Raw genomic sequence first — 22,487 nt, forward strand, 5'->3', positions numbered from 1 at the left:
CACCCTATGGTTACCCGGTTGCAACAGATCCACTGGTAGTTTGGGTGCCAGCCATGCGGGAGAGTTCGTCTCCGGGACGGCGCCGAAGGGGCAAATCCTCCCCGGAACCTCTCAGGCAAACGGACCGTGTGGGCTGCGCGACTCTGAAGTACCCATCTGGGGGTATGACAGAGGGGGAGGCCGCTTGTCGACCTCGCCCCAAGGAGCCGCCATGACGTTCGCATCCCGGCATATCGGGCCCGATCCGGACGAGCAGACCCACATGCTCAAGTCCATCGGGTTCTCGTCGCTCGACGCCCTGATGGACGCGGCGATCCCCGAGGTGATCCGCTGGACCGACGCCCTCGACCTGCCGGCCGCCGCCTCCGAGGAGGAGGCGATCGCCGAGCTGCGCGAGATCGCGTCGCGCAACACCGTCGCCACCCCGATGATCGGGCTCGGCTACTACGGCACGCACACCCCGGCGGTGATCAAGCGCAACGTCCTGGAGAACCCGTCCTGGTACACGGCCTACACGCCGTACCAGCCGGAGATCAGCCAGGGCCGCCTGGAGGCGCTGCTCAACTTCCAGACCATGGTCACCGACCTGACCGGTCTGACCACCGCGAACGCCTCGATGCTGGACGAGGGCACGGCGGTCGCCGAGGCGATGACGCTGGCGCGCCGAGCATCAAAATCCAAATCCGGGGTGTACGCCGTGGACAGCGACACCTTCCCGCAGACGCTCGCCGTGCTGCGCACCCGGGCCGAGCCGCTGGGCATCACGCTCGCGCTCGTCGACCTGGACGCCGGTGAGCCGCTGCCGGACGAGTACTTCGGTCTGCACCTGCAGTACCCGGGCGCGTCCGGTGCGGTCCGTGACCACGCCGCGCTGATCACCGCCGCGCACGAGGCCGGCGCCCTGGTCACGGTGGCCGCCGACCTGCTCGCGCTGACCCTGCTGCGGGCGCCGGGCGAGATCGGCGCGGACATCGCGGCCGGCACCACCCAGCGTTTCGGGGTGCCGCTCGGCTTCGGCGGGCCGCACGCCGGCTATCTGGCCGTACGCGCCGGGCTCGAGCGGTCGCTGCCGGGCCGGCTGGTCGGCGTCTCCAAGGACGCCGACGGGGCGCCCGCGTACCGGCTCGCCCTGCAGACCCGCGAGCAGCACATCCGCCGGGAGAAGGCGACAAGCAACATCTGCACCGCCCAGGTCCTGCTCGCGGTGATGGCCAGCATGTACGCGGTCTACCACGGCCCGGACGGGCTGCGCCGGATCGCCAAGCGCACCCATAACCACGCCCTGACCATCGCCGGCAGCCTCACCGCGGCCGGTGTCTCGCTGACCAGTGACGCGTTCTTCGACACCGTCACCGCGATCGTGCCGGGCCGGGCCGCCGCGATCGCCGCCGAGGCCGCCCGCAACGGTGTCGACCTGCGCCTGATCGACGACGACCGGGTGTCGGTGTCGACCGACGAGACCACCACCGACGCGCACGTCGGCACGGTGCTCGCGGCGTTCGGCGTACCCCTCTCGGCCGCCGCGGAGTGCGGCGCCAAGCCGCTGGGCCGGACCACCGACTTCCTCACCCACCCGGTGTTCCGCACCCACCACTCCGAGACCAGCATGCTGCGCTACCTGCGCAAACTCGCCGACAAGGACTACGCGCTGGACCGCGGCATGATCCCGCTCGGGTCGTGCACGATGAAGCTCAACGCCACCACCGAGATGGAAGCGGTGACCTGGCCGGAGTTCGCCAACATCCACCCGTACGCCCCGGCGTCGCAGACCCAGGGCTACGAGCACCTGGTGGCGCAGCTGGAAGCGTGGCTGGCCGAGATCACCGGGTACGACGCGGTGTCCGTACAGCCCAATGCCGGATCTCAGGGTGAGTTGGCCGGCCTGCTGGCCATCCGGGGTTATCACCGCTCCCGCGGTGATCTGCATCGCGACGTGTGCCTGATCCCGTCGAGCGCGCACGGCACCAACGCGGCCAGCGCCGTGATGGCCGGCATGCGGGTGGTTGTGGTGGCGTGTGACGCGCTGGGCAACGTCGACATGTCGGACTTGGACGCCAAGATCTCTCGTTTCAGTGACTCGCTGGCCGCGATCATGGTGACCTACCCGTCCACCCACGGCGTCTACGAGACCTCGATCGCCGACCTTTGTGCTCGCGTCCATGAGGCGGGCGGCCAGGTCTACGTCGACGGGGCCAACCTCAATGCCCTGGTCGGGTACGCCAAGCCGGGCAAGTTCGGCGCCGACGTGTCGCACCTGAACCTGCACAAGACGTTCTGCATCCCGCACGGCGGCGGCGGTCCCGGTGTCGGACCGGTCGCGGTCCGCGCGCACCTCGCCGACTTCCTGCCCGGCAACCCCCTCGAGCCGGGCGACCACCACGCCGTCTCGGCCGCCGCGCACGGCTCGGCCGGCATCCTGCCGATCTCCTGGGCGTACGTGCGGATGATGGGCCCGGACGGCCTGGCCGCCGCCACCGGCGCCGCGGTGCTCACCGCCAACTACGTGGCCTCGCGGCTGCGCGACCACTACCCGGTGCTGTACGCGGGCAGCAACGGCCTCGTCGCGCACGAATGCATCCTCGACCTGCGGCCGATCACCAAGGCCACCGGCGTGACCGTCGACGACGTCGCCAAGCGGCTCATCGACTACGGCTTCCACGCGCCCACCATGTCGTTCCCGGTGGCCGGCACGCTCATGGTCGAGCCCACCGAGAGCGAGGACCTGGCCGAGCTCGACCGGTTCTGCGCCGCGATGATCGCGATCAAGGAAGAGATCGACCAGGTCGCGGCCGGGGTCTGGCCGGCCGGGGACAACCCCCTGGTCAACGCCCCGCACACCGCCACGGCGGTCACCGCCGACGAGTGGGACCACGCGTACCCGCGCTCGGTCGCCGGTTTCCCGAAGGGCGTCGACCGGACCGCCAAGTACTGGCCGCCGGTGCGCCGCATCGACGGCGCCTACGGCGACCGCAACCTGGTCTGTTCCTGCCCCGCCCCGGAGGCGTTCGAGGACTGATGCTTGATTTACCCCCGCGAACCTCCGTCGAACCGGCAGCATTGTGTAGGAGTCGGACAATTTGACGGAGCTAGCGGGGGTACTGACAGTGGCGAACCTGCGCCTGCTGACCGACCGCCGGGTCGGCACGAAGATCATGGCGGCGGTCGGCGTGGTAGCCGCTTTCGGCATGATCGACGGCGGCTACGCCCTGTCCAGCCTCGCTGCCACCAACGACCAGGTGAAGGCGGTCTACGGGCACAACCAGGAGCTGAACACCATCGGCAACCTGCGGGCCGCGGTCAACCGGAACTGGCTCGGTCTCGACGACTACCTGCTGGCCACCTCTGACGCTGCCCGGGCGACCGCGAAGACGGCCATCGACGAGGCCGCCACCCAGGCCGTCGGCTACGCCACCGAGTACGAGTCCTACTCGATCGGCGCCGACGCGCAGACCTCTCTCGACGGTTTCCAGACTGCCTGGACGGCGTACGACACCCTGATCGACGACAAGGTGCTGCCGCTCGCCTCCTCGGGTGACACCGCCGCGGTTGCCAAGATCCGCAGCGGTGACCTAGCCACGGTGATGAAGGCGGTCCGCGCCAACCTGACCACCCTCGCCGGCCTGACCGTCGAGGCCGGGGCCGAGCAGATGGCCACCGCCGAGGACCGCTACCAGTCCACCAAGCGCTGGGTGCTGGTGCTGGTCATCGGCAGCACCATCCTCGCGGTCGGCCTCGCCGTGGGCGCCGCCCGGCTCATCGTCAAACCCCTGTCCCGCTGCGTCGAGGCCCTCGAGCGGATCGGCCGCGGTGACCTGACCGCCCGGGTGCCGGTGGACGGCAAGGACGAGGTGGGCCGGATGTCGGTGGCGCTCAACGACACGGCCGAGGCGGTGGCCGGCATGGTCGGCCGGATCCAGAGCAGCTCCACCATGCTGGCGTCCGCCTCCGAGGAGCTGTCCGCAGTGTCGCTGGAGCTGTCGGCGTCGGCCGAGGAGACGTCGGTGCAGGTCGGCACGGTGTCCGAGGCCGCCGACCGGGTGTCGCACAACGTGCAGTCGGTGTCAGCCGGGGCGGACGAGATGGGCGAGTCGATCCGGGAGATCGCCAACAACGCGAACGAGGCCGCCAGCGTGGCCAACGAGGCCGCCCGGACCGCCGAGAACACCAACGCGAGCGTCGCCCGGCTGGGTAACGCCTCGGCCCAGATCGGCACGGTCGTCGCCATGATCACGTCGATTGCCGAACAGACCAACCTGCTGGCGTTGAACGCCACCATCGAGGCCGCCCGGGCCGGCGAGGCGGGCAAGGGCTTCGCGGTGGTGGCCAGCGAGGTGAAGGACCTGGCCCAGGAGACCGCCCGGGCCACCCAGGAGATCACCGCTCAGGTGTCCGCGATCCAGGCCGAGAGTGGCAACGCGGTCGAGGCGATCCAGCAGATCGGCACCGTGATCACGACGATCAGCGACTACACCACCACGATCGCCGCCGCGGTGGAGGAGCAGACCGCCACCACCGCCGAGATCTCCCGCAGCGTGGGTCACGCGGCCGAGGGAACGTCAAGCATCGCCGAGACGATCGCCGGGGTCGCCGAGGCGGCCCGGCAGGTGACCGACGGGGCCACCGAGACTCAGCAGACCGCCGCGGAGTTGGCTCGCACCGCCTCCGAGTTGCAGGCGACGGTCGCGACGTACCGGATCTGACCGGTTTTTGCTGTTTTTGGCAGCGTTTCTGTTTCGCCCGGCGCGGGTCGTCGTTGCTCGCGGGGTCGGGGAGTCGCGGAGAGTAAGCGCTCGGCGCTGAGCGAGGGTGTCGCGCGGCTACTCTCAGTAGCCGCGGAGTGCTCGGGCCGGGGGTTTTCCCGGTCAGGCGGCGAGGGCGTGGACGGCTGGGCCGCGGTGCGGTGCGATCATCGTGCCGTCGGGCAGGATCTCACCGGTGTCCTCGAAGACGATGACGCCGTTGCAGAGGAGGCTCCAGCCTTGCTCGGGGAAGGCGGCGAGGATGCGGGCCGCTTCCCGATCGATGGCTTCGGCGCTGGGACAGGGGGTTTGGTGCTGGCACATCGGGGGTCTCCGGTCAGGGGGCTGTGTGTGACGATTCACAACGACGGTGACGGACGTTACCTCAATCCGAACGACGCTGGATTGAGCGGGTGACGGCGTCCCATTGAAAGAATCCTCGGTTCGAATGGTCCACGAAACAGTGCCTACCGACCACTTCCCGACACCTCCTCCGGGTCCGTTACCGGGTGCTCCGGCGTCCTGCCAGGGCCGTCACCGTGCGTCAACACGGTTCGAATGGTTCTGCTGTGACGGTGGTGACCCTGCGAAGCTTGTCGCCGACTTCCTCGCCGGCAACGGACTGCGCGTGCGAAACACTGGCCGAACGGCCACCCAGGTTCACCCAACCGGCGCTGGCACGGTCTGCGGGGCGGCACTGTACGTGTCTGCCGCCGCCGGTTCCGTAATGGCCGGCGGCCCGATCGGCCCCGCGTCCCCGGTCCCGGCGATCCCGGACGTCTACGCCGTCGTCTACGTCCACGAACCCGGGTTCACGCAGTCGCCGGGTTTATTGCCAGGCGTTGAGTCGCTGGCGGAAGCCGGGGCAGCGGTTGCGGGTCCATGGCCCGATGGTGCGCTCCCGGCGCAATCTGGATCTGAACGCCGAGCGTCGCGGGAGTGGTGGTTGGGGGAGTGGGCGCCCAGTTGGACCCCGAAAGAGCACGCCGCCGCCGTGGACGCGGTCCGGGAGGCGATCGGCCGGGGCGACGTCTACCAGGTCAATGTGGTGGGCCACGCCAGCGCGCCGTACCGGGGTGACCCGGGGCCGGCCCTGCGCCGGGTCGCGGCGCTGCCCGGCGCCCGCTACGGCGGCGTGCTGACCGGCGAGGGCTGGGCGATCGCGACGGCGTCCCCGGAGACCCTGGTCGAGGTCCGGGACGGCCGGGTGATCACCCGCCCGATCAAGGGCACCCGCCCGGCCACCGCACGCGGCCGCGCGGAGCTGCTCGCCTCGGCCAAGGAACGAGCCGAGCACGTCATGATCGTCGACCTGGAACGCAACGACCTCACCCGTATACCTGGCGCGGGCCCAGTGACGGTCGACGAGCTGTTCGCGGTCCGCCAGTGGGTCGACCTGTGGCAGGCGGAGTCGGTGATCTCCGCCCCTTTGCTGCCGCCGGAGCTCGACCTGGCCGCCCTGCTGCGCGCGGTCTGCCCCGGCGGCTCGGTGACCGGCGCCCCCAAACTCGCGGCCCTGACCGAGATAGCCGCCCTGGAACCGATGGGCCGCGGCGTGAGCATGGGCGCCATCGGCTGGATCGGCCCCGACCACCTGGACCTGGCCCTGACCATCCGCACGGTCGCGGCCGACGGCACCCGCCTGCACGCGTGGGCCGGCGGCGGCATCACCTGGGACAGCGACCCGGCCGCCGAGGTCGAGGAGGCCGCCGCCAAGGCCGCCCCGATCCGGGCGGCCCTGGCGGGTCACGGTGCCGGGGGCGCCACCGCGTGAGTCAGGTAGGCGAACTGCCCGCGCCGCTCAACGTCGGTCAGGGTCAGCCGGGACGGCATGATGCGGCGGGGGAGGAAGTCACCCTGCCACCGGGGTACGACAATTTTCTGCCGGCCGGTGTCACCTGAGCCCACGTTCACCCCGTCAGTACTGATGGAGGGGGTCTCTTTGACGGAGGATCTGCGGGCGCTGCTGCGGGCCGGCCTGCATGCTGAGCTCCCACCACCGATCGGCGACGTGGTCGGTGCCGCGATCCGGGACGGCCGCCGCCTGCGACGACAGCGCCGCCTCGGCTTGCTGGGGTCGGCCGCGGCGATGATTGCCCTGGTCGGCGTGGGTGCCGTCGTCCTGCGTGACGGCCCGGTAGCGGTCCGTCCGCCGTCCGCCGCGCTACCTCCCCAGAACGTGCCACCCGGCCCCACCGCCGCCCCGCTGGCCGCTCTGCAGGCGCGTACGTTGACGGTCCACAGTGGCACGCTGCGTGCCGACGGAACCCGGACGAAAGCGACTTCAGGGGCGATGCTGGTATTAATGCTTCAGCTTTTGCCACCCGGACGGACGAGTCACTACGGCGTCTCGGCGGACGATGATCTGCATGTGCAGTTGTCCCTCGACGGCGGCCAGGGCCCGGCGATGATCCGGGTCGCGGTCGGCCAGAACGCCCCACTCGGTGACGACCTACCCGGCGGAGCGTTCGTGACGATCAGCGACAATCCGCGCGATTGCGAGCAGGCGACCACCGTCGACGCGCAGTGGCCCGACGGCACCCTGGTCGAGGTCGGCCTCCCGGCCTGCCGGTCCGCGCCCGCGCTGACCCACGACCAGGCGATCCGGCTCGCCGCCGACCCCCGCTGGGGCGTCACCATGGCCGAGAAACTGGTGACCGAGGGCGCGAACCGCTTCCCCAAGGTCCCGGTGCTCGGCTGATGACCGACGACGACGAGTTCGCCGAGTTCGCCAACGCCCACGCCGAACGGCTGCGCAACACCGCGTTCATGCTGTGCCACGACTGGCACCTGGCCCAGGATCTGACCCAGACCGCGCTGACCAAGCTGTTCCTGAGCTGGCGGCGGGCGGTGCAGGCGGACAACCTCGTCGCGTACGCCCAGAAGATCCTGCTCCGCGTCTGGCTCGACCACCGCCGTCGCCGGTCGTCGACGGAGTCGACACCCGGCGTGCTGCACGAGCCCGCCTACCGGGAGAGCCACGAGCTGCGCCTGACCATGCTCGACGCGCTCGCCCGGCTGCCGGCCCGCGACCGCGCGATCGTCATCCTGCGCTACTTCGAGGACTACAGCGTCGAGCAGGTCGCCGACGTCCTGGAGCTGCCGGTCAGCATCGTGAAGAGCCAGACCCGGCGCTCGCTGACCAAGCTGCGGGAGTTGCTGGCCGCCGAGCAGCTGGCCCTGTTCGCCGGTTGAGTAACGACCGTTTAGCCTTGACGGCATGACAGTCCGGCCGATCCGCATCTTCGGCGACCCGGTGCTGCGCACCGAGGCCGACCCGGTAACCGCGTTCGACGCCGAGCTGCGTGCCCTGGTCGCCGACCTGGAGGACACCGTGCGCGTGCCCGGCCGGGCCGGCGTCGCCGCCCCGCAGATCGGCGTCAGCCTGCGCGCCTTCTCCTACAACGTGGCCGGCCAGGTAGGCCACATGATCAACCCGGTCCTGTCCGACTTCGACGGCGAACAGGACGACGACGAGGCCTGCCTCTCCCTGCCCGGCCTGGGCTTCCCCACGAAACGCGCCCTGTCGGTCATCGCCCGCGGCTTCGACCAGCACGGCGAGCCGCTGATCATCGAGGGCACCGGCTTCCTGGCGCGGGCTCTGCAGCACGAGACCGACCACCTGGCCGGCACGCTCTACATCGACACCCTCACCGGCGACGTACGCCGTCAGGCACTGCGCGAGCTGCGCCGGGTCCGTCCCGCCCCGCAGAGCCGATGACCAGCCCAAGCTGATCCTCCAGCGCCGCCGCGCCCACCGGCGTGACCCGCACGGCCCGCCCACTGCCGATCCGCACGATCCACCCCGCGTCGAAGGCATGCCGGCAGAGAGCCGCGCCGGCAGTCCCGGCGAGGTGCGACCGCCGCTCGGTCCAGTCGAGGCACTCCCGCAACACGGGCCGCCGCCCCGGCACGTCCAGAACAACCCCGATGGACTCCAGCCAGGCGACCCCACGCGAGGTAAGAGCAATCCCACGGGTACGGCTGACAAACCCGTTCCCACCCATCGCGTCAGCGATAGCCACCCCCAGGTAGCCGGCCAGATGGTCATAGCAGGTACGAGCGAACGCCAGATTCCGACGCTTGTGCACCCCCGCAAGCGTCGCCCCCGGCGCCCCCGTGCCCGTCTGGTTGGCGTTCGTCCGGCTGGCGCTCATCGGGCCCGTGCCCGTCTCGCCGGCCCCGCTCTCGCCCGTCGGGCTGGCGCCCGTCCGGCTGGCGCCCGCCGGGCCCGTGCTCGTCTGGCCCGCCCGGTTTTCGCCCGCCTGGCCCATGCCAACGCCCGTCCGGCTCGTGGTCGGCATTGTCGCGCTTGCCTGGCCCATGTCCGGCTCGCCCGTGCTCATCCGGCTGGCACTCGGCCAGCCGGTGCTCGGCTCGCCCCCGCTCGGCCGACCGGCACTCGGCTGGGCTGGGTTTGTCTGGCTTCCGCTCGTCCAGCTTGCGCTCGCCTGGGTCGCGGCCATCGCCTCGATCAGCGCGGCCACTGACGGGTCGGTCAGCTGCAGGTAGCGGTGCCGGCCCTGCCTGCGCTGGGTGAGCAGCCCGCCGGTGACCAGCCGGTTGGCGTGCTCGCTGGCGGTGGAGACGGCCACCCCGGCGTGCCGGGCCAGCTCCCCGACGGTCCAGGCCCGTCCGTCGAGCAGCGCCAGGCAGAAAGAGGCCCGGGTGCGGTCGGCCAGCAACCCCGCCCAGGCGGCGAGGCCGGTTGCGTCGTCCATGCACCGATCATGTCGCGGGAACACTTCGGCGCCTACCGAAGCGTCCACCATTCATCCTAGGACGCTCTACGCGATGTGACCCGTTACCGCTTACTCGCCGCAAGAACTAGAAAGGAATCAACGACACCCCCTCAGGACCAAACTTCAAGCTGCTGGGCCGTGCGGAACTCCTCGACGCCGAGCACGTGCACGAGCGCCAACTTCTCGCGGGCGTCGTCGTCGGCCGGGGTGAGCACCAGCAGTTGCTGGCGCAGGTCGGGGGTGACCAGGGTTTCGCAGTCCATCAGAATCGGGCCGACCGTCGGGTGCACCAGGGTTTTGCGGTCGGCCCGCCGCACACCCACCTCGTGCTCGGCCCAGAGCTGCCGGAACTCCGGGCTCGCGGCCTGCATCCGGTCGATCAGCCCGGTGACCTCCGGGTCGTCGGGCCGCCGGCCGGCGACCGCGCGCAGGTCGGCCACCATCTGCCGGGAGTGGTGCTCCCGGTCCTGCGGCCGGTGCACTGAACGGCCGGCGGGCTCGGTGAACCAGCGGTATGCCAGGTAGCGCTGGTCGCCGGTGAACCGGTGATGGTCGCCGGCCAGGAGGATGGAGGACCTGTTCTGCGCCAGGACCTCGCCGAGGTCGGTGATGACCATGGCCGGAGTGTCGCCGAGCAGGTCGAGCATGCGGACCAGACCGGCGCGGGCCAGCCGAGCCACCCCGTCGGCGGGCGGTGGCTGGTGCCCGGCCAGGTGGAACAGGTGGTTGCGTTCGTCGTCGGAGAAACGCAGGGCCCGGGCCAGCGAGTAGAGCAGTTGGGTGGACGGCTGGCTGCTGCGGCCCTGCTCCAGGCGCACGACGTAGTCGACGGACATGCCGGCGAGCATGGCCACCTCTTCCCGGCGCAGGCCGGTGGTGCGGCGTCGGGGGCCGTCGGCGATGCCGACCTCGGCCGGTCGGATCGCCTCACGGCGTCGGCGGAGGAAGTCGGCGAGCTGCTCACGCTGCATGCCTCCATGCTGCCCCGGTTGCGTCGTCCGCAGCCAGGGAGCGCCGCTCCCATGATGACCGCTCCGCTCCCGCCGCCCTCGGAACGAGCGCAGGGTGGATCCATGCAAACACGAACTCTGGGCAAGAGCGGACCGACGGTTTCCGCGGTCGGGCTGGGCGCGATGAGCATGTCCGGCACCTACGGGCCGGCCGACCGTGGCGAGAGCATCGCCACCGTGCACGCCGCGCTGGACGCGGGCGTCACCCTGATCGACACCGGCGACTTCTACGGCATGGGCCACAACGAGCTGTTGCTGGGCGAGGCGCTGCGCGGCCGGCCCCGCGACAGTTACCTGCTGAGCGTCAAGTTCGGGCAGCAGGTGGGGCCGGGCATGCGCTTCGCCGGGCAGGACAGCCGCCCGTCCTCGGTGCGGAACTTCCTGTCGTATTCACTGACCCGGCTGGGCGTCGACCACATCGACATCTACCGGCCGGCCCGGCTCGACCCGGAGGTGCCGATCGAGGACACGGTCGGGGCGATCAAGGAGATGATCGACGCGGGTTACGTGCGATATGTCGGCCTGTCCGAGGTCGGCTCGGAGACGATCCGCCGGGCCCACGCCGTGCATCCGGTGGCCGACCTGCAGATCGAGTACTCGTTGTTGTCCCGGGCTGTGGAGGACGACGTGCTGCCGACGTTGCGGGAGTTGGGCATCGGCCTGACCGCATACGGGATCCTGAGCCGTGGCCTGTTGTCCGGCACCTGGGCACCCGGCCGGGCCGGTGACCACCGCGGCAACAGCCCTCGGTTCTCCGGCGCGGACGGCGAGCACAACCTGGCTCTGGTGGAGGCGTTGCGGCGGGTCTCCGAGGCGAAGGGCTGCACGGTGGCGCAGCTGGCGATCGCGTGGGTGGCGGCGCAGAGCGACGAGATCGTTCCGCTTGTCGGTGCCCGCACCCGGGAGCGGCTGACCGAGGCGCTGCCGTCGCTGGACGTGAAGTTGACCGCCGAGGACCTCGCCGAGATCGAGAAGGCCATCCCGAGGGGCTCGGCCCGCGGCGACCGCTACCCGTCGGCGTTCATGTCGGCCCTGGGCGTCGGCAACTAGCGGCGCGACCTCGGCCCGGAAGAATCACTCGAGGATCACGAACTGCGGCGGTTCGTGGCGCAGGAACTCATGGTGGGAGATGTCCCAGCCGTAAGCGCCGGTGCGGCCGAAGACCAGGATGTCGCCGGCCCGCAGAAGGTCGACGTGCTGGCCGCGGGTCAGCACGTCGCGGGGGGTGCAGAGCTCGCCGACGGCGTCGACCGTGGTGTCGCGGGCCTGCGGGCGCGGGTAGGGGTGCGGCCACTCGTCGACCGGCACGACGGTGAAGGGGTGGCTGTAACCCCAGGCGGCGGGCAGCCGGAAGTGGTGGGTGCCGCCGCGCAGAACGGCGAAGGTGCGCCCGTGGGTGGTCTTGATGTCGAGGACCTCGGCGGCGTACCAGCCGGCGTCAGCGGCGAGGTAGCGGCCGGGCTCGAAAATCAGGTCGACACCGTCCGGGACAGTGACGCCGGCCAGCGGCGCCAGATCCATGTCGGCGAGGCCAACCTGGTCCCCACTGCGGTCGGCTTCTCCGCCGCGATCGCCTCCGCCGTTGGTGCTACCTCCGCCGTGGTCGGCCTCGCCGTTGCTGCCCCCGCCGCCGTGGCTGGCCTCGCCGTCGCTGCCTCTGCCGCTGCGGTTGCCGTCGGCGCCGGTGTTGCCTGGGTGCAGGTAGTTGATGCCGAAGCCGCCGCCGACGTTGACGACGCTCAGGTCGATGGTGTGGGCGGCGGCGGTGCGGAGCGACCAGTCGAGTGACTCGGTGACGAAGGCGGCGTGTGCTGCGCCGTCCATGTTGTTCGACACGGCATGCAGGTGGAAACCGATCACCCGGACGCCGGGGATGCGCATCGCTTCGGCCAGCTGTGCCTCGTCGATGCCGAACGGGGTCGGGGTCCCCGTCATGGCGTGGCTGCCGTGCAGGCCACCGCCGGGCCGGTTGACCCGTAGGCAGACAGCGGGGTTGTCGCCGAGGGCGGCCAGTCGGTGCAGCTCGTGCTGGCTCTCGGCGTTGATGAGGACACCGGCGCGGATTGCCGCGGCGAGCTCGGCGTCGGTCTTGCCGGGGCCGCCGAACACGATGCGCCGGGCGCCGGCCGCCAGGGCAAGGTCGAGCTCGCCGCCGGAGGCCACCTCCAGGCCGTCGCATGCGGCGGCCATCCTGGACACCACGGCCGGATGTCCGTTGGCCTTGACCGCGTACAGCAGGGAGGCGGAAGCGGGCAGCGAGGCCCGGACCGCGCTCGCCCGCGCCCGCAACGCCGCCGTGTCGTAGATATAGGCGCACACCGGTTTCGGCAGCGCCCGCACCAGGTCAGCGTGCATGCTGTCGACTCCGTGCCGCGAGACAGGCGGGCGCCGCAGGGCCGGCGCATGCCGCGGCGCGGGTGTGTGTGGGGAGATGAGCGTGCGCCGCGGGGCGGGTGCGCACCGGAGGACTGGCGCATGCCGCGACGCGAGTGTGTGTGGGGAGATCTCTGCCTGCCGCTGGGCGGGTGCGTGCGGGGAGGTGGGTGTGTGCCGCGGGGCGGGTGCGCGCCGCAGGGCCAGCACACGCTGCCGGGCGGGTGCGTGAGCGGTGGCGAAAGCTTGCCGCGGGGTGGGTGTGCGCCGCGAGGCGAGTGCGTGCCGTTCGGTTGCTTGCCGGGCGGTGGCTATGCGCCGCGCGGCGGCTGCGCGCCGCGCGGCGGCTGCGCGCCGCGCGGCTGCGGGCCGGGCGGTGGGTGTGGGCCGGTTGGGTGGGTGGCTGGTCAGTGGGCATGCAGCGGGTTTCGGACTGGGATGTAGAGGTCGCCGTCGCCAGAAAGGCGCATGCGGACCAGGGCCTTGTGCGGGACTCGCGGGGCGGTGAAGGCCGCGTGGTCGTCGCCGAAGCAGCAGGTGTCCAGGACCTCGCGGATGATGCGCCAGGCCTGGGTTTCGTCGAGGTCCAGGTGCAGCACGATCTCGCCCAGGTGGGCCTGGAACAGCGTGTAGCCGATCTTCGCGCGCATCACGTCGATGTCGTCGGTGCCGACGACCGAGCCGGGCCACAGGCTGATGTCGTGGCCGGCCGCCTGCAGGCGAGGCAGGTGCAGGCGCAGGCCGGCGAAGTCGCGCAGTGCCAGCCGGTGGGGGCGACCGTCGATGAACGTGGGCAGGCAGTTCTGCAGGTGCGCCTCGAGCCCGACGCCGCCGGCGGCCAGCCGCATGAGCGGCGGGAGCAGCAGTTGCGCGTACTCCCGCAGCCAGTCGGCCGGATCGCCGGTGACCAGCTCGTCCAGCAGGAACGGCAGCGCCCCGCCGGGGATGGCCCGCTCGCCGGGCTCCAGGCGGCCGGCCAGGCCGTCGCGACGGATCGCCGAGAGGTCCCGTCCGGAGCCGACCGGTACCGCCGCGCCGGCCGTTTCGGCCATCAGCAGCAGCCGGTTGCCGTCCGGGTCGTCGGCGACCAGCCGGTGCAGCAACTGGGACACGGCCGGACCGTTGCGGGTGCTGGCCACGCTGATGCTGCGGCGGGTCGAGGTGACCTGGATGTCGAGGGACACCTTCAGGTATTCGCCGGTGTCCGGCAGCAGCAGTGTGCGCAGGGCCGCCGTCGGTACCGCAGGTAGTTCGTCTCCGAGGATGATCAGTGACCGGTCGTGCAGCAGGTCTCCGTAGCGGGCGGGGATGACCATGTCCCGCTGCCAGAGGTGGACCGGCTGAACGGTGTACCCGGCGGGCGCCTGCACTGCCGGCCACACGTCGTCGCCGAGGTGCAGCTCGTCGCGGACCGCCACGAACCCGACCGAGGTCAGTGGCGTCTCCAGGTCGTAGGCGAGGACGTCGCCGGTGTCCCAGCCGAGTCTGGTGCGTCCGCAGGGATGCAGATTATGCCCGGTGACGGCCAGGCGTTCCAGTCCGATGGCGTGCCAATCGGGGCCGTCGCCGGTGGGGGCGGCCGGGCGGGCCATCGCGATCGCCATGTTGATCACGGCGTTGCGCAGCTCGGCCGCGAAGCCGGGGGCGTCGATGCCGTCGAGGAGGTCGACCGGGTCGCCGGCGCCGGAGGTCGGGTACTCGACCCGATCGAACGCATGTTCTAGACCGGGGCCCATGTCTCGGATACGCTCCCGGACAAGCGCGCCGCGCAGCCGCCGCCCGACCGTGTCGGCTGCCACCGGGAGAGCGGCGAGGAAACCGTCCAGCAGAGACGGTGCGTGCACGGCCAGGGCAGCCTCGGTGTGGGCGAGGCGTTCCGGGGAGAGACTGCGCGTCATACGTGTGCCGCCATGGGGTTGTCCAGAAGGGCCCAGATGTCGTCGAGGGGGTCCGCGGCCAGCCGCATGGCCGTGGTCGCCTTCGCCGGCAGCGGGTCGCGCAGCAGGTGCGGGGCGTCGGTGGTGCCGGTCTCGCGGATCGCCGTGGCGACGATGCCCCACAGACGGGCGGGGTCGGCGCCGTGGTGGCGGGTCAGCGCCGCGATCAGTTCGGCGGCGATGGTGCCGAACGCGGCGGCGGACAGCTTGGTGCGCAGCACCTGCGGGTCGTCGCTGGGCAGGTCACCGTGCAGGGCCGGCGCGTCCAGGCCGGCGGCGGTGAGGCGGCGGGCGCTGACCCGCACTCCGCCGAGGTCGCGGTACAGGATGCGGGTGGGGCGGTGGTCGCGCAGCACCACGAGGGTGTTCTGGCCGTGCGCTTCCAGCGCGACGCCGCGGTCGAGCACGCTGAGCAGCGGCGCGAACAGCAGGCTGCCCATCAGGGTGAGGAAGGCGTACGGGTCGGGCACCGTCGACATCAGCAGCGGCGATGCCCCGTACAGGGCGATGGGGACGACGGATTCGCCCTCGGCGAGGTGTGGCGCCTCGCGGGTCAGGTAGGCGAGGTGGCGCTGCGGGACGCCGTCGACCAGGACGGCGCCGGCGGCGGTTTCGGCGAGTACGTCGATCGGCAGGCCGGAGGTGACGTGCCGCAGCAGTTTCGACAGGATCGGCCCGTTGTGCACGGCGGCGGGGGAGACGGTCCGCACAGCAGAGGTCATCTGCACGTCGACGGCGGTCTTGGCGTGCGGGCCGCCGCCGACCGGGACGACGGTGCGCAGCGACATGAGGGGCCGCACCGGCGCGGTCTCACCGTCGTCGGTGAGCCACGGGTATCGGTCGCGGATCCGTTCGGCCTGCCAGGGGTGGGCCAGGAGCACCGGTTCCGCGGTGCCGTACCAGCGGTCGGCGGGAACCCGTAGCCGGCGCAGGCGGATGACGGGGGAGTGTTCCGGGGCGTAGGCGAGAACGTCGGCGACGCTCATCCCGCCGCGGGTGCGGGCGCACGGGTGCAGCGGGTGCCCGTCGGTGATGGACTGTTCCGCGCGGGCGAGGCCGTCCGGGTCGCCGGCCTGCGGCAGGCGCTGTACCGGGTTGGCGGCCCGGGCGAGGGCCATGTTGGCGACGCTGTTGTCGATCTCGGCGGCGAGGTCGCTGCCGGGCCAGAGGATGCGGATGAGCGTTCCGGGGTCGGTGACGAACGCGCCGGGCGGCTCCGCCTCTTCGAGGTAGCCGAAGTCGTCCTCGTCGCCCCAGCCGGGCTGCGGGGGCTCGGAGCCGTTCCGGTGCTGCCCGCTGTCCCAGCCACGCCCGTCAACGGTGGCCGCCGCCGTGTCGCGGGGAGCCCGCCCACGCCGGGTGCGGGGCACGGGCCGGCGACGGGAATGCCGGCCGCCACCGTCCTCGACGTCCGAGCCGTCCGGGCCGTCGCCGCCCCGCGCGTTCTCGGCCGGCCTTTCGCCGTGCCGCCCACCGCTCGGGGCCGGGTCGGCGATCGGCCCGCCCGCGCGCAGTCCGTTGCCGGCGCGAACCGTGACGGCCAAGCCGGTCTGGGCGACCGCGAACGCCGCGGCCGCCTCGAGCGAGTACCGGACCGTCACCCCCGGGAAGGACACCTCGCCGCCACCGCGCAGGACGAGCCCGGGCAGGGCCTCCCGGTCGAGTGCCCCGAGCAGCCGTCCCATCACCGCGGCGCGGGCGCCGGGCAGCGCGTCGTCGTAGCGTTCGAGCAGCTCAGGCCGCAGATGGGCAAGGTCTTCACGGGTCCGCGCGGGATCGGCTGTGTGCCGGATCGGCGGTGAACTGGACGAGGGACGCGGCACGCCGCCCATTGTGCGCCTGAGCCCCGGAAGGCATTGCCCGGCAGTCCCCGGCACGTGAGCGAGAACGCAGTAACCAAATCTGCATCCTAGGACGCTCTACAGGTGGTGCGCCAGAACTCAGGCGCACCCTTCAAACCAAAAAGGAATCAACGACATCCACCGGGCGAGGCCGAACCGCAGGTCAAAGCCGGTCCGTTCAGCGCAGGGCCGGCCGACGGGGCCCGTAAACCCGTCGGGGGACGGGCCAGCCACCTTCACGGGCAGGCCGGTCCGGCCGGAGATCAGAGAGTCATCCGCAGGAGTGACCGCACAGCGGGGCGGAAATTCGGTTGCACCGACAGCCACGGGCGGGCAAGGTCGTCGGTGGAACATTGGTCGAGCCCGGGAGCGGCATTCTCCATGTGATAGCGATAGCGGCTGTGGGGGTACCCCTGTCGGTGTCTGCTCTGGGAGATTTTCTTGCTCAAGGCTGTTTCGCTTTCCTATTCCCACGACGGTGACCTGCTGTTCGAGGGTTTTGATCTGGTGCTGGGAGACGGCGACCGGATCGGTGTGGTCGGGCCGAACGGTGCGGGGAAGACGACCCTGCTGCGTTTGCTGGCCGGTGAGCTGAAGCCGCTGGGAGGTTCCGTCACCCACGGGCCCGGCACGCGGGTCGGTTACGTGCCGCAGCAGATGCCCGATCCGGAAGGCACGGTCGGTGCGTTCCTGTCCGGCGGTCTGGGTGAGCTCGCCGAGGTCACGGCGGCGCTGCGCGGGCTCGAGGCGCGGCTGGCGGCGGGCGAGGACGTGCTGGACGAGTTCGGTGCGGTCCAGGAACGGTGGACGGCCCTGGAAGGGTGGGCCGCGGAGTCGCGGCTGCTGGAGGTCCGGCAGCGGCTGGACATCGCGGAGTTGCCCGATGAGCTGACGCTGACCGAGGTGAGCGGCGGCGAGCAGGCGCGTCTGCTGCTGGCGCGGGCGTTGCTGGCCGAACCGGATCTGCTGCTGCTGGACGAGCCGACCAACCATCTGGACGCCGAGGGCGCGGCGTGGTTGCAGGACTGGCTACGGGATTTCCCGGGCGGGGTGCTGGTGGTCAGTCACGATCGGGCGTTCCTGGACGCCACCGTGACGCGGGTCGTGGAGCTGGACGGGATTCACGACGAGCCGCAGGACTATCCGGGTGGCGGCTACACCTCCTATCGGGCGGAGAAGCAGCGGCGCTGGGAGAAGTTGCTGCTGGACTATGAGGCGCAGGAGAAGGATCGCCGCCGGTGGGAGGCGGACATCGAGCGGACGAAGGAGTTCGCGCGCGGTGTCGAGCAGGCGAAGGGCCTGGGTGCGGCGGCTCCGCATCTGCGGCGGGTGTCGCGGTTGGTGGCGCGTAAGGCGAAGGTGCGGGAGCGGCGGTTGCGGCGGCAGATGGAGTCGACGCGGTGGATCGCGAAGCCGGCGTCGCGGCCGCCGTTGACGTTGACGTTTCCGGTGGATGCGGCGGAGGCCGGCGAGGTCGTGGTGAAGGTTCGGGGGCTGCGGGTGGCGTTCGGTGCCCGGGTTCTGCTGGACGGGGTGGATCTGGATGTGCGGCGCGGTGACCGGATTCTGGTGACCGGCCGTAATGGTGCGGGTAAGACGACGTTGATGCGGGCGTTGGCCGAGGTGGGTGGCGGTGAGGTGGCGGTGTTGCCGCAGACCAGTGATGGGCTGCGGTCGGATGTGACGGTGATGGAGTTCTTCCGGCAGCGGGTTCCGGTGTATGTGGATGATGCGGAGCGGCTGCTGCTGGGGCATCAGTTCGGGCCGGATCAGTGGGTGGCGCGGACCCGGAGTTTGTCGGCGGGGGAGTTGCGGCGTCTTGTCCTGGCGGTGCTGGTGAATGGTCCGGCGCGGGTGCTGGTGCTGGATGAGCCGACGAATTTCCTCGATTTCGATGCTCTGGATGTGGTGGAGGAGGCGTTGCGGCGGTTCCGGGGGACGGTGATCACGGTGACGCATGATCGGTATTTCGCGGAGGCGGTCGGATACGGGCGGCGCTGGCATGTCGCGGCGGGTGTGGTGTCCGAGAGCTGAGACGATGGGCGGCATGCAGGTGGTGCCGAGGCAGGGTGGCGGCGCGGTCGCGGAGTTGGGTGCGGCTGAGCAGGTCACTGAGGCGTGGTTGGCGAATCGGCGGTTGTCGGAGCACACGCGGGCGGCGTACAGGCGTGATGTGGCCGGGTGGCTGGCGTGGTGCGCGGAGCGTGGGGTGGAGCCGTTGCGGGCGTCGTTCCTGGATGTGAACGCGTACGCGCGGGGGTTGGAGGCGCGGAAGCTGGCGGCGGCCACCGTTGCCCGTAAGTTGTCGGGTTTGTCGAGTTGGTATGACTTCCTGGTGAAGTTGCGGGCGGTGGAGTTCAATCCGGTTTCCGGGGCGGACCGCCCGTACGTTTCTCGGGATCATTCGGCGACGGTGGGTCTGTCGCCGGAGGAGGTCGATGCGCTGCTGACGGTGGCCCGCGCAGCGGGCGCGCGGCACCGGGCGGTGGTGACCTTGCTGGCGGACCTGGGTTTGCGGGTGGGTGAGCTGGTGGGCCTGGATCTGGCGGATGTGGGTTCCGAGCGTGGGCATCGGACGGTGCGGTTCGTCGGTAAGGGTGGCCGTCCGCGACGGCGGGTGCTCACCGAGGACGCGGCGGTGGCCCTCGACGATTACTTGGTGTCGCGTGGTGGTGATGACGGTCCGTTGTTCCTGACGTCGACGGGTGGGCGGATCGATCGGCATGCGGTGTTCCGGCTGATCCGGCGACTCGCCCGGGAGGCGGGGATCCCCGCGGCGGATCGGTTGTCGCCGCACTCGTTGCGGCACGCGTTCGCGACGGCGGCCCGGTCGGAGGGGGTGCCGCTGGAGGATGTGCAGGATGCGATGGGTCACGCCGATCCGCGGACGACCCGTCGTTATGACCGGGACCGGCACAACCTTGATCGTGATCCGGCCTACACCCTGGCGGCGGCGCGTGCCCGCCGCGCTCAGGGATGACGCGTCCCCCTATGCTTTCCGGCGGTCAGGGGTTCGGGACAAAGGCGGTCGGGTGTGAACATTGTCGAGGCGGTGCTGCTGGGTGCGGTGGAGGGATTTACGGAGTTCCTCCCGATCTCCAGCACCGGTCACCTGACCATCGTGGAGAAGCTTCTCGGGTATGAGATCGATTCGCCGGATATCACCGCGTTCACGGCGATCATCCAGTCGGGTGCGGTGTTCGCGACCCTGATCTTCCTGTGGAAGGACATCGCCCGGATCGTTCCGGCCTGGTTCAAGGGCCTGTTCAGCAAGCCGGCGCGGGACAATCAGGATTACCGGTTCGGCTGGGCGGTGATCATCGGGACGATCCCGATCGGCATCGTCGGGTTGACCTTCCAGGACACGATCGAGACGACCCTGCGGAGCCTGTGGTTCGTGGCCGGGGCGCTGATCCTGTGGTCGGGGGTGATGGCGTTCGCCGATCATGCGGCTACCCAGGTGCGGCACGAGGGGGACACGACCTGGAAGGACACGCTGATCATCGGGACGGCGCAGTGCCTGGCGCTGATCCCGGGTGTGTCGCGGTCGGGGGCGACGATGTCGGCGGGTCTGTTGCGGGACTTCGACCGGGTCACGGTGACGAAGTTGTCGTTCTTCCTGTCGGTGCCGGCGCTGTTCGGGGCGACGATCCTGCAGGTCCACGACGAGGCGCCGCAGATCTCGGCGGGTGTCGGCTGGGTCAACACGATCACCGCGACGCTGGTGTCGTTCGTCGTCGGTTACTTTGCGGTGTCGTGGCTGCTGAAGTTCATCTCGAAGCACTCGTACAGCATTTTCATCGCGTACCGCGTAGTCCTGGGTTCGTTGTTGATCGTGCTGCTGGCGACGGGCGCGATCGAGCCGAAGTGACCGCCCAGCAGGCCCTGGCGTACGTCCGGGGGCGGTTTCCGGCCCCGGGCCCGGCGGGCCTGTTCGACCGGGCGGTGATCACGGTGAGTTTCCATCCGGACCGGTTGCTCGCGGACGGTTCGACGGTGGCGGCGCGGCTGGCGGCCGAGGGGATCTACCGGACGCAGTTCGAGACCGGGATCTCCAACGGTGGCCTGGGCGGGGACCGCCTGGCCTGGGAGGAACGCATGTTCCCCGGGGTGTACGCGGGTCCGGCCGGGCGGCCGGTCTACGGCGGGCTGAATCTGGCGGGCCATCCGGACGGTGCGTCGCCGCGGTTCGGTAGCTGCCATCTGGTGTTACGGCCGGAGGTGTCGGGGCGGGCCACGTTCAGTCACGGCGACAGTGTGTCGTTACCGGCGGTGGTGGGGACGGCCGATACGTTCGGTGCGGTGTGGGCGGCGCTGCTCGACGAGGTGTCCCGGACCGGGCGCGCCCTGAACCTGGCGGCGCCGTCCGCGGACGCGTGGGTGGCCGCGCTGGGTGCGGCGCGCCCGGCCGCGGGGCGGGCCCTGGACGACTACGTCGAGGCACAGATCCATGGTGGGATCACCCTGAGCGGGGATGTCGCGGCCGTCGTGGCCGACCCTTCCTTCCGGGGTACGCCGTACGAGGCGTTGTTGTCGTCGTTGGGTCCGGAGCTTGCCTGGTCGCCGGGTTTCCGTCTGGCCCCGGACGCGTTCCCGGCCGATGTGCGCGGGCCGGAGGTGCCGCCGCTGGCTGCTTCGGTGGCCGAGCGGTACGGGGTGGCGTGGCTGGACGCCGAGGTGATCGGTCGGGCCGCCCGGGAGTCGGCCGGTGACCCGGCCCGGCTGCAGCTGATCAAATATTTGTGGCACATCCTGGTCCTGTTCGGCAGGCCGGCGTGCTGACGGCACGGCTGGAACTGCGCCGGCCGGTGCTCGCCGACGCCGCCGCGGTCCTGCGGATCCATCAGGACCGGCTGGCCTGCGAACACAACCCGGGCGACATGATCGCCACCCGGACGCAGGCGGTCGAGCGGTGCCAGGGCTGGATCGAGCACTGGGAACGGTACGGGTTCGGGTACTGGGTGCTGCGGCGGCGCGGGTCGGAGCATGTGATCGGGTTCTGCGGGGTGAAGGTCGTGCGGCTGCACGACGAGCCGGTGCTGAACCTGTTCTACCGCCTCGAACCGGCGGCGTGGGGGTCGGGTCTGGCCGGGGAGGCGGTCGCGGCGGTGCTCGGGGTGGCTCGGTCGGAGCCGTACCCGGTGATCGCGCGGGTGCGGCCGGCGAATGTCGCGTCGGCGCGGGTGGCGGCCGGGGCGGGGCTGCGGCGGGCGGAACATCTGGACACGCCCGGCGAGGACGGGCCGGACTGGATCTGGAGTTTGTGATGGGTGTTCCGCCGTACGTTGACCGCCTGCGTGCCCACGTCGGGCATGGGGTGATTCTGCTGCCGGGGGCCACCGCTGTCGTCTTCGACGGCGACGGGCGGGTGCTGTTGATGCGGCGGGGGGACAACGGGCAGTGGTCGCTGCCGGCCGGGATGGTCGACCCGGGCGAGCAGCCGTCGGACGCGGCGCTGCGGGAGGTCCTGGAGGAGACCGGGATCGTCGCGGTGATCTCGTCGGTCGGCGGGGTGGCCACGCACCCGGTGCAGTATCCGAACGGGGACCGCTGCGAGTATTTCAACGTGTGGTTCCGGTGCCGGGCGGTCGGCGGGTCGTTGCGGGCCGACGGGGAGGAATCCCTGGAGGTGGGCTGGTTCGCGTTGTCCGCGCTGCCGCCGCTGGACGAGTGGGGGCAGCTGCGTCTGGCTACCGCGTCGGCCGGCGGCCCGGCCTGGTTCCAGCCGGCCTTGGCGCCGCCGCATCCGGCTCTGACCAGGCCAGACGCTCTGTAGGTACGGCCTGGGGTACCCGAAAAGTAGGCCTAGCCCTATCGCCCTGGATCTCACGCTCCGCCAGGGTTG

Annotated in this window: 19 protein-coding genes, 2 pseudogenes and 1 riboswitch; of the genes and pseudogenes, 13 read left to right on the plus strand and 8 right to left on the minus strand. The window is 71.1% G+C overall.

Going from position 1 to position 22,487, the window contains the following annotated elements:
- The first annotated feature begins 46 nt into the window (after positions 1 to 46).
- Positions 47 to 137, plus strand: a riboswitch (glycine riboswitch).
- Positions 138 to 211: 74 nt separating this feature from the next.
- Together gcvP and Ate02nite_RS24615 are read left to right on the plus strand one after the other, a co-directional pair.
- Positions 212 to 3,016, plus strand: a complete 2,805-nt coding sequence (gene gcvP / locus Ate02nite_RS24610) for an aminomethyl-transferring glycine dehydrogenase (protein ID WP_203809448.1) — start codon at positions 212 to 214, stop codon at positions 3,014 to 3,016.
- A gap of 88 nt (positions 3,017 to 3,104) precedes the next feature.
- Positions 3,105 to 4,700, plus strand: a complete 1,596-nt coding sequence (locus tag Ate02nite_RS24615; RefSeq protein WP_239147651.1) for a methyl-accepting chemotaxis protein — start codon at positions 3,105 to 3,107, stop codon at positions 4,698 to 4,700.
- A gap of 162 nt (positions 4,701 to 4,862) precedes the next feature.
- Here Ate02nite_RS24615 and Ate02nite_RS24620 read toward each other — a convergent pair whose 3' ends face one another.
- Positions 4,863 to 5,063 carry a DUF5999 family protein gene (locus Ate02nite_RS24620; protein ID WP_203809450.1) on the minus strand — a complete coding sequence of 67 codons (201 nt, stop codon included), beginning with the start codon at positions 5,061 to 5,063 and terminating at the stop codon, positions 4,863 to 4,865.
- Between the two features lie 124 nt (positions 5,064 to 5,187).
- Here Ate02nite_RS24620 and Ate02nite_RS24625 point away from each other — a divergent pair, with 124 nt between their 5' ends.
- On the plus strand, positions 5,188 to 6,513 hold the full coding sequence (locus Ate02nite_RS24625) for a chorismate-binding protein (protein ID WP_203809452.1): 1,326 nt from the start codon (positions 5,188 to 5,190) through the stop codon (positions 6,511 to 6,513).
- Here the strand turns inward: Ate02nite_RS24625 and Ate02nite_RS24630 are convergent.
- A complete protein-coding gene (locus Ate02nite_RS24630) occupies positions 6,486 to 6,647 on the minus strand; it encodes a hypothetical protein (protein WP_203809454.1) in 162 nt (53 codons plus the stop codon). The genes Ate02nite_RS24625 and Ate02nite_RS24630 overlap by 28 nt on opposite strands.
- A gap of 34 nt (positions 6,648 to 6,681) precedes the next feature.
- Here Ate02nite_RS24630 and Ate02nite_RS24635 point away from each other — a divergent pair, with 34 nt between their 5' ends.
- The 3 genes from Ate02nite_RS24635 to Ate02nite_RS24645 are packed head-to-tail and all read left to right on the plus strand — an operon-like array spanning position 6,682 to position 8,460.
- Positions 6,682 to 7,440 (plus strand): hypothetical protein, encoded by a 759-nt coding sequence (locus Ate02nite_RS24635; RefSeq protein WP_203809455.1) that lies wholly within the window; start codon positions 6,682 to 6,684, stop codon positions 7,438 to 7,440.
- Positions 7,440 to 7,934 (plus strand): SigE family RNA polymerase sigma factor, encoded by a 495-nt coding sequence (locus tag Ate02nite_RS24640; RefSeq protein WP_239147652.1) that lies wholly within the window; start codon positions 7,440 to 7,442, stop codon positions 7,932 to 7,934. The genes Ate02nite_RS24635 and Ate02nite_RS24640 overlap by 1 nt, the downstream gene beginning before the upstream one ends.
- Before the next feature lie 25 nt (positions 7,935 to 7,959).
- Entirely contained in the window at positions 7,960 to 8,460 is a 501-nt protein-coding gene (locus tag Ate02nite_RS24645) for a peptide deformylase (protein ID WP_203809457.1), read from the plus strand.
- On the opposite strand, the pseudogene Ate02nite_RS50035 reads toward Ate02nite_RS24645, so the two are convergent.
- The 3 genes and pseudogenes from Ate02nite_RS50035 to Ate02nite_RS24655 form a co-directional block, all read right to left on the minus strand.
- Positions 8,390 to 8,854 (minus strand): annotated as a pseudogene (locus tag Ate02nite_RS50035) (transcriptional regulator); the annotation flags it as partial. The gene Ate02nite_RS24645 and the pseudogene Ate02nite_RS50035 sit on opposite strands and share 71 nt — an antisense overlap.
- 279 nt (positions 8,855 to 9,133) lie before the next feature.
- A pseudogene (locus Ate02nite_RS24650) lies at positions 9,134 to 9,460 on the minus strand (ArsR/SmtB family transcription factor); the annotation flags it as partial.
- Between the two features lie 131 nt (positions 9,461 to 9,591).
- Entirely contained in the window at positions 9,592 to 10,452 is an 861-nt protein-coding gene (locus Ate02nite_RS24655) for a helix-turn-helix transcriptional regulator (RefSeq protein WP_203809459.1), read from the minus strand.
- 102 nt (positions 10,453 to 10,554) lie between these two features.
- Here Ate02nite_RS24655 and Ate02nite_RS24660 point away from each other — a divergent pair, with 102 nt between their 5' ends.
- A complete protein-coding gene (locus tag Ate02nite_RS24660; protein WP_239147653.1) occupies positions 10,555 to 11,541 on the plus strand; it encodes an aldo/keto reductase in 987 nt (328 codons plus the stop codon).
- Between the two features lie 24 nt (positions 11,542 to 11,565).
- Here the strand turns inward: Ate02nite_RS24660 and Ate02nite_RS24665 are convergent, their stop codons facing one another.
- From Ate02nite_RS24665 to Ate02nite_RS24675, 3 genes are all read right to left on the minus strand, one after another.
- The gene (locus Ate02nite_RS24665; RefSeq protein WP_203809461.1) at positions 11,566 to 12,846 is read right to left on the minus strand and encodes an alanine racemase; all 1,281 of its coding nucleotides are present in this window, start codon (positions 12,844 to 12,846) and stop codon (positions 11,566 to 11,568) included.
- A 425-nt stretch (positions 12,847 to 13,271) separates the two neighbouring features.
- Positions 13,272 to 14,762, minus strand: coding sequence for an IucA/IucC family protein (locus tag Ate02nite_RS24670; RefSeq protein ID WP_203809463.1), 1,491 nt, complete (start codon positions 14,760 to 14,762; stop codon positions 13,272 to 13,274).
- A complete protein-coding gene (locus Ate02nite_RS24675) occupies positions 14,759 to 16,624 on the minus strand; it encodes an IucA/IucC family protein (RefSeq protein ID WP_239147654.1) in 1,866 nt (621 codons plus the stop codon). The genes Ate02nite_RS24670 and Ate02nite_RS24675 overlap by 4 nt, the downstream gene beginning before the upstream one ends.
- A 525-nt stretch (positions 16,625 to 17,149) precedes the next feature.
- On the opposite strand from Ate02nite_RS24675, the gene Ate02nite_RS24680 reads away from it, so the two are divergent.
- The 6 genes from Ate02nite_RS24680 to Ate02nite_RS24705 are packed head-to-tail and all read left to right on the plus strand — an operon-like array spanning position 17,150 to position 22,418.
- Positions 17,150 to 18,676: an ABC-F family ATP-binding cassette domain-containing protein gene (locus tag Ate02nite_RS24680; RefSeq protein WP_275422960.1), complete on the plus strand. Its 1,527-nt coding sequence runs from the start codon at positions 17,150 to 17,152 to the stop codon at positions 18,674 to 18,676.
- Between the two features lie 4 nt (positions 18,677 to 18,680).
- On the plus strand, positions 18,681 to 19,622 hold the full coding sequence (locus Ate02nite_RS24685; protein WP_203809467.1) for a tyrosine-type recombinase/integrase: 942 nt from the start codon (positions 18,681 to 18,683) through the stop codon (positions 19,620 to 19,622).
- Between the two features lie 54 nt (positions 19,623 to 19,676).
- Complete coding sequence (locus Ate02nite_RS24690) at positions 19,677 to 20,513, plus strand: undecaprenyl-diphosphate phosphatase (protein WP_203809469.1); 837 nt, start codon at positions 19,677 to 19,679, stop codon at positions 20,511 to 20,513.
- Entirely contained in the window at positions 20,510 to 21,424 is a 915-nt protein-coding gene (locus tag Ate02nite_RS24695) for a DUF3626 domain-containing protein (RefSeq protein ID WP_203809471.1), read from the plus strand. Before Ate02nite_RS24690 ends, Ate02nite_RS24695 begins: the two co-directional genes overlap by 4 nt.
- A complete protein-coding gene (locus tag Ate02nite_RS24700) occupies positions 21,418 to 21,909 on the plus strand; it encodes a GNAT family N-acetyltransferase (RefSeq protein WP_203809473.1) in 492 nt (163 codons plus the stop codon). Before Ate02nite_RS24695 ends, Ate02nite_RS24700 begins: the two co-directional genes overlap by 7 nt.
- On the plus strand, positions 21,909 to 22,418 hold the full coding sequence (locus tag Ate02nite_RS24705) for an NUDIX hydrolase (protein WP_203809475.1): 510 nt from the start codon (positions 21,909 to 21,911) through the stop codon (positions 22,416 to 22,418). The genes Ate02nite_RS24700 and Ate02nite_RS24705 overlap by 1 nt, the downstream gene beginning before the upstream one ends.
- Positions 22,419 to 22,487: the final 69 nt, after the last annotated feature.

It is taken from the genome of Paractinoplanes tereljensis (genome assembly GCF_016862435.1).
GTDB classification, from domain to species: domain Bacteria; phylum Actinomycetota; class Actinomycetes; order Mycobacteriales; family Micromonosporaceae; genus Actinoplanes; species Actinoplanes tereljensis.

What these genes read in the sequence shown, in the direction of transcription:
- Ate02nite_RS24640 (WP_239147652.1), top strand. Translation starts at nt 7,440, where the DNA reads ATGACCGACGACGACGAGTTCGCCGAGTTCGCCAACGCCCACGCCGAA.
- Ate02nite_RS24685 (WP_203809467.1), top strand. Translation starts at nt 18,681, where the DNA reads ATGGGCGGCATGCAGGTGGTGCCGAGGCAGGGTGGCGGCGCGGTCGCG.
- Ate02nite_RS24620 (WP_203809450.1), bottom strand. Translation starts at nt 5,063, where the DNA reads ATGTGCCAGCACCAAACCCCCTGTCCCAGCGCCGAAGCCATCGATCGG.
- Ate02nite_RS24670 (WP_203809463.1), bottom strand. Translation starts at nt 14,762, where the DNA reads ATGACGCGCAGTCTCTCCCCGGAACGCCTCGCCCACACCGAGGCTGCC.
- Ate02nite_RS24655 (WP_203809459.1), bottom strand. Translation starts at nt 10,452, where the DNA reads ATGCAGCGTGAGCAGCTCGCCGACTTCCTCCGCCGACGCCGTGAGGCG.
- Ate02nite_RS24705 (WP_203809475.1), top strand. Translation starts at nt 21,909, where the DNA reads ATGGGTGTTCCGCCGTACGTTGACCGCCTGCGTGCCCACGTCGGGCAT.
- gcvP (WP_203809448.1), top strand. Translation starts at nt 212, where the DNA reads ATGACGTTCGCATCCCGGCATATCGGGCCCGATCCGGACGAGCAGACC.
- Ate02nite_RS24660 (WP_239147653.1), top strand. Translation starts at nt 10,555, where the DNA reads ATGCAAACACGAACTCTGGGCAAGAGCGGACCGACGGTTTCCGCGGTC.
- Ate02nite_RS24625 (WP_203809452.1), top strand. Translation starts at nt 5,188, where the DNA reads ATGGTCCACGAAACAGTGCCTACCGACCACTTCCCGACACCTCCTCCG.
- Ate02nite_RS24665 (WP_203809461.1), bottom strand. Translation starts at nt 12,846, where the DNA reads ATGCACGCTGACCTGGTGCGGGCGCTGCCGAAACCGGTGTGCGCCTAT.
- Ate02nite_RS24645 (WP_203809457.1), top strand. Translation starts at nt 7,960, where the DNA reads ATGACAGTCCGGCCGATCCGCATCTTCGGCGACCCGGTGCTGCGCACC.